At 69.1% G+C, this 5,740-nt stretch carries 4 protein-coding genes; 1 reads left to right on the forward strand and 3 read right to left on the reverse strand.

The window, feature by feature from the left end:
* Window positions 1-988, reverse strand: a 988-nt coding sequence (locus tag VNJ47_03300) for a cyclopropane-fatty-acyl-phospholipid synthase family protein (protein HXG27857.1), incomplete at its 3' end; no start/stop codon positions are given.
* A gap of 119 nt (window positions 989-1,107) precedes the next feature.
* Here VNJ47_03300 and VNJ47_03305 point away from each other — a divergent pair.
* Entirely contained in the window at window positions 1,108-1,488 is a 381-nt protein-coding gene (locus tag VNJ47_03305) for a hypothetical protein (GenBank protein HXG27858.1), read from the forward strand.
* Between the two features lie 8 nt (window positions 1,489-1,496).
* Here the strand turns inward: VNJ47_03305 and VNJ47_03310 are convergent, their stop codons facing one another.
* Both VNJ47_03310 and VNJ47_03315 read right to left on the reverse strand, forming a co-directional pair.
* Window positions 1,497-3,146 carry an FAD-binding oxidoreductase gene (locus tag VNJ47_03310; GenBank protein ID HXG27859.1) on the reverse strand — a complete coding sequence of 550 codons (1,650 nt, stop codon included), beginning with the start codon at window positions 3,144-3,146 and terminating at the stop codon, window positions 1,497-1,499.
* 49 nt (window positions 3,147-3,195) lie between these two features.
* Entirely contained in the window at window positions 3,196-5,583 is a 2,388-nt protein-coding gene (locus tag VNJ47_03315) for a neutral/alkaline non-lysosomal ceramidase N-terminal domain-containing protein (protein HXG27860.1), read from the reverse strand.
* Between the last annotated feature and the right edge of the window lie 157 nt (window positions 5,584-5,740).

Below are 5,740 nucleotides of genomic sequence, written 5' to 3' on the forward strand. Positions count from 1 at the left end.
CGCGCCAACGACGAAGCGTATCGGCGTAATGGAGGCGCAGCACTTCGATGTCGGTCAGGAACAGGCCGGTGCGTTCGACCACCGAAACGATCTCGGACAGCGCCGGGATGTAGCCGCCGGGGAAGATGTATTTGCGGATCCAGTGGTTGCCGTGGGCCGGCGGGCCGGAGCGGCCGATGGTGTGCAGCAGCATGCGCCCGCCGGGCCGCAGCAGATGCGCGGCATGCTCGAAGAACCGCGGGTACTGCGGGCGCCCGACATGCTCGAACATGCCGACGCTGACGATGGCGTCGTACCGGCCCTCGTGCTGGCGATAATCGCACAGCTCGAAACGCACCCGGTCCGCGAGCCCGGCGTCCAGCGCGCGGCGGCAAGCGGTGCGGTACTGGTCCTGGGATAGCGTAAGCCCGGTCACGCGCACGTCTGCGCTGCGGGCCAGGTGCAGCGCAAGCCCGCCCCAGCCGCTGCCGATGTCGAGCACGTGCTCGCCCGGCTGCAGCAGCAGCTTGCGCGCGATATGGCGGCATTTGGCCTGCTGCGCCTCCTCCAGCCCCAGGCCCGGGCGCTCGAAGTAGGCGCAGGAATAGTGCAGGTCGGCATCGAGGAAGCGCCGGAACAGCGCCTCGTCCAGGTCGTAATGGGATTCGACGTTGCGCCGGCTGCGCCCGGGCGGGTGGATTTCGCCCAGCCAGCTGCGCGCGCGCCGCAACCATTCGCCCAGGCCGCCGGGCTGGCGGTGACGCAGATTGCGCGCGATGACCTCGAACACGCGCAGCAGGCCACCTTCGCCCGGATCCCAGTCGCCGTCCATGTACGCCTCACCGACCGCGATCGCGGGATGGCGCAGCATGCGTACCAGCGCCGCAGGGCGGTGCAGAATCATCTCCGCGGAGGGCTCGCCTCGGCCGGCGGTGAGCCGGCGCCCGTCGGGCAGCTGCAGGTGCAGCGTGCCCTGCCTGATATACCTGTCCAGCAGTTTCAGTTGCATCCCTGGCTCCTGACCGGCTGTCCGTTGCTGAAAGGTAACAAAGTCGGTTGCCCTGTCAATGCGCCGGCGCGCTGCTAGACTGTCCCTACCATTTTCGTGCTCACGGGCGAGTTGTCTGCATGTTTTTCAGCTCACAGCGCGCCGCCTGGCGCATCTGGCTGGTCATCGGCCTGGGCTTGTGTCTGTACGGCTGTTACGAATGGAGCCGCATCGAGCTGCCGAGCGAAGAACAACTGGCACAGGCAGTGGAGGCGCAATATCGCATCGAGTTTGCGCGGCTGCAGGAGGTTGCGCGCCAGCACGGCCAGCCAGCCGAGGCGCCGGTCAGCCTGTCGCCCGAATGGGAAGCCAAATTCCGCAGCGCGATCCGTAACGAGCAATTGGCGCCGCTCGAAAAAAGCCGCAAGCAGGCGCAGTCCTTGCTCGGCGCGGGCCTGATCTTCCTGGTGCTGGCCGCCGGGATGTACGTCTCGGCACGCCAGGCTGCCAAACAGCCCTAGGAACGTCCTCAGTCCTCGAACCAGAGTCCGGGGTTGAGGATGCCCTTGGGATCGAGTTCGCGCTTGGCCCCGCGGATCGCGGCACGAAACGCGGCCGGAATCTCCTGCTTCGCCCAGCGCTTGTGGTCGCGCCCCATGGCGTGGTGATGGCTGGCGGTGCCGCCATTGGCCATGACCGCCTCGGTGGCCGCGGCCTTGATCTCGGCCCACTGCTCCACCAGCGCGCCGTGCCGGCCGTGCGCGAAGAACGAGAAATACAGGCTGATGCCGTCCGGGTAGGCATGCGTGGTGCGGCAGTTCACGCCGCCCGCCCCGCAGGTCTTCAGTACCGCGTCGAGCGTCGCCTGGCGTACGTTGCGGTAGAAATCCGGCAGCCGACTCCAGGGCACCGCCGTCTCGAAGGTCTCGGCGATGATGCCGTAGTCCAGCAGCGTGTCGCGGATGTAGGGCTGGCGGAAGAAGGCCTCGCGCCAGGCCTGCGTGGCGCCCTCCCTGCCCGACTCGCGCGGCTGGCCGCCATTGGCCTGCGCCACCGCCACTGCCGCTTTCAGCGCTGACTCGACCTCGCGTGTGGCGGATTCATAACCGATGATCATGAGCGCGCCGCTGGCCGGCCGGCCTGCCAGCAGGCTGCTCATCATGTGCTCGAAGGGATCCAGCAGGCGCAGCTGCGCCGGCCACAGCCCGGCCTGCACGATCTCCCGCGCCGCCTCCAGCGCCTGCTCGAAGGTGTTGAACAGCACGCCGGCGGTGGCCGTGTGCTGCGGCACCGGCAGCACGCGCAGGCGCACATCGGTGATGATGCCGAGCGCGCCTTCGCTGCCGCACCACAGGCGGTTCGGGTCTGGCCCGACGCTGGAGGCCGGCAGCGCCCGGGTCTGCGCACGCCGCCCGTCCGGCAACATGACCGACAACGCCTGGACGCGATCCTCGATCTTGGCGTGCAGTGTGCTGAAATGCCCGGCGCCGCGCGCCGCTACCCAGCCGCCCAGCGTGCTGTGATAGTAGGACTGCGGGTAATGCCGCACGGTCAGCCCCTGCGGGCGCAGGATCTCGTCGAGGGCCGGGCCGAGGATGCCGGCCTCGGCGTGCACCACGCGGTCGCGCGGGTTGATCTCCAGTACGCGGTTGAGGCCCTGCAGGTCCAGCGCGAGGCAGGCGGGAAACTGCTCCGTGCCTTCGGGCGTCACGCCGCCGACCACGCTGCTGCCGCCGCCGAAGGGAATCACGGCATAGCCTTCGGCATTGGCCCATTCCAGCAGGATCTCGAGGTCCTCTAGGCTGGCCGGGCGTGCCACGACATCCGGCGCCACCGGCAATTTGCCGGTGCGCAGCTGGGCCAGGTCGCGAAAGCTGCGGCCGAGTGCATGCAGCACGCGCTCCTGCGGCGAATCCGACATCCAGGACTGCACCGCGCCCGGCGCCGTGTGCAGCGGCGGCGGGAAACTGTCGGTGCGCCATTTGGCGAAGCGCGCGGGGATGCCGATGCGGCTGCGCGGCAGCTCGATGGCCTCGACCGGCGGCGCAGGCCTTTCTTCCAGCCGCTGGCTGGAGAACACGCTGCCGATCGTGCCCATCAGCCGCTTGCGCTCCTCCGGCTTGAGCGCCTGCTCGACATAGCCCCAGCCGGTGGGATTGCGCGTAGCCTGCATGGTCATTACCCCCAAGTATTCTTTTTGTATTCGCCCCCCGCCCTTGTGGGGGGGCTCACGGGCAGGTTGCTGGCATGCCCCCGATGGTGAATTCGCGCGAGACGCCCTCGTAGGCTTGCGCCGGCAGCAAAGGCGTCGTCTGTGCGACGCCGGCATGCCGCAGGCGGTAAGTGCCTGCCGGCGTATCCCTCGGGATCGTCCAAACGGCCTCGGCCGTGGATGGGCCGGTCACGACGTCGATCGGTGTCAGCTGTCCGGTCTGCGGCAGCCAGGTGAACAGCAGTTCCGGATCGCGGTCCTGCGCCACCACTTCCCAGCTGCCGTCCGCGCGCTTGCGCTCCACAAAGACATACGACGACTGGATCTTCAGGTCGTTGCGCGGATGTCCGGCCTGGAAGCTCGCACGCACGGTCTCGCCGCGCGCCGCCGTGGCCGGTGCATCCGCAAGCAGCGCGCCGAAACCGCCCGGCCCCGGCAAATCCGAGGGCACATAGGGCGGGCGCGTGCTCATGGAGAACATCGGCGTGCGCGGGATGGCGGGCCCGGCCGGGGCCGGCTGGCCGTCGCGCAGGGCCAGCGCCAGCTTGCGGGTCTCCTGCTGCACCGCCGCCAGCTGCCAGGGGCCGAACAGGGTCGAGGCGCCTTCGTAGTGCTGGATGGCGTACTCCTCGCGCGTGGTCAGGTAGTGCACGAAGTCGTTGGCCAGGCCCGCCACCACGATGGTATCCACGCCGACCGGCGCCAGCACATCCAGCAGAGTCTTGCGGATGCGCCGCGCCGCCATGGTGGTGACCTCCATCGGGATGCCGACCAGGGCGAAGTTGCCGATGCGGAACAGCTGCAGCGGCAGGACATTCGGCTCCGCATTGAGCGGCGGGCCGACCACGAACAGCACGGGCTTCTCCGCCTGGCAGGCCAGGTCCACGCCCGGCAGCTGGTCGAGCTGGCAGCCGACCGCAGTGGCAAACAGGTTGGGCGGGATCTTGCCGGCGGCGAAGGCCTCGAAATCCGCCTGCGCGGCGGCAATGACATCGGGCGCGGATTTGCAGCTCACGCCCTCCACCGTCGGGCCGGGGCCGTCCTCGGCGCCGGCGCCGAAGGACACGCCCAGCGCCGCCACACAGGTGCGTTTGGGGTTGGCGTCGAGCTCGGGCGGGTGCTGCAGGCCGGCCAGCACCACGGGGTCCGTCACCTCGACCGCGTCCATCGCCACGTTCAGCGTGCGGTAGTCCACCGGGCCGGACAGCGGCCGTCCCTGCGTGAACAGCTCCAGCGCCTTGTTCAGCTGCTTGGTGCCGGAGATCGCGCTCGACTCGTAGTCCGTCGCGCCACCGCCGCGCGCCGGGTCCGGCGCCGGGTGCTCGAGGACGAAGATGTTCGGCGAAGAATCGCCCTCGTCGGTCTGGGCGAAGGCGGCGACGAAGGTATCCGTACCCACGGGTGCGTCGTAGCGGGTGCGCATGATGCGCTCGAAGCCCAGCGAGGCATAGCCCTTGTTGTCGCTACTGGCCAGGTGCGTGGTCTGGCCGACCGAGGTCGGGTGCACGCCGAACCAGTTGATCACGCCGACGGCGGTACTGCCGCGCACCAGGTTGAGCTGCACGAAGCGCTTGTCCACGTCTACTTCCTCGCCGCGGCTGTTGAGGAACTGCCGGCGCTCGGCCTCCGGGTTCTGCAGGAAGGCTGCCCTGGAGCGGTTGAGGTTGGTGTTGAGCAGCTCGCCGACGGCAAGACGGATCGGCGCGGCCTGCGGGTGTACCTGCAGGCTGGCGTGCGCGCGGCGCACGGCCTCGACGATGCCGTTGGTGATGGCGTTGTAGGTGGTGGCGTCGAAGCCCAGGTGGAAGAAGTTGTGCGCGTTGTAGTGCGAATAGCCGGACGGCCCGGCATGCGTGTGCGTGGCCGTGAACATGGCGTTGTCCGGGCCATAGAACTGCGACAGCTCGGGATCGGCCGCGAAGGCGTCGAGCACGCCCTGGCGCACGGCGCCGAACACCATGCCGGTATCGGTGGACACGAACACGATGCGCTTGCCGTTGCAGGGCGACTCGATCACGTAGGCGCGCGCGTGCTGGCGCGTGTGGATGCCGCCCAGGATGTGCATGGGATCCTCGTAGCCCATGCCGGTGTTGTTGGCGATCACGCCGGTGATGTCGTAGATGCCGGAGCCGAAGCGGAACTGGGTATTCTCCCGGCAGGCGCTGGCGGGTTGCGGCCCGGCGCTCACGTCGATCTCGGCGCGGCCCGGGGCATCACGGCCGGCGCCGACCTGCAGCAGCGGGCTCTCGCGTACGCATTGCGCGAGCCGCGCGTCGGCGAAGGCGCTGCCACCCGTACCGCCGCCACCGCCGGCGTCATCGCGCCCGCCGCCCCCGCTGCCGCCACAGGCGACCAGTGCCAGGGAGAGCGGCAAGGACAGGACATCACGCAGAAGCGGCTTCATCGAGGCACTCGGCTGGCCGGCACGAACCGGTAGACCAAGAATAGCATCGCGCCGCGGACAATCCCCGTTACCTGCGGGCGCATGGCATCATCGGCAGGAACGATTCGATCCATGCGCCGCGCACCGGAAACTGCGGTATGCCGGCATACCCGGACGG

This window comes from Nevskiales bacterium, assembly GCA_035574475.1.
Taxonomy (GTDB): Bacteria; Pseudomonadota; Gammaproteobacteria; order Nevskiales; family DATLYR01; genus DATLYR01.

What these genes read in the sequence shown, in the direction of transcription:
- VNJ47_03305 (HXG27858.1), top strand. Translation starts at nt 1,108, where the DNA reads ATGTTTTTCAGCTCACAGCGCGCCGCCTGGCGCATCTGGCTGGTCATC.
- VNJ47_03310 (HXG27859.1), bottom strand. Translation starts at nt 3,146, where the DNA reads ATGACCATGCAGGCTACGCGCAATCCCACCGGCTGGGGCTATGTCGAG.
- VNJ47_03315 (HXG27860.1), bottom strand. Translation starts at nt 5,583, where the DNA reads ATGAAGCCGCTTCTGCGTGATGTCCTGTCCTTGCCGCTCTCCCTGGCA.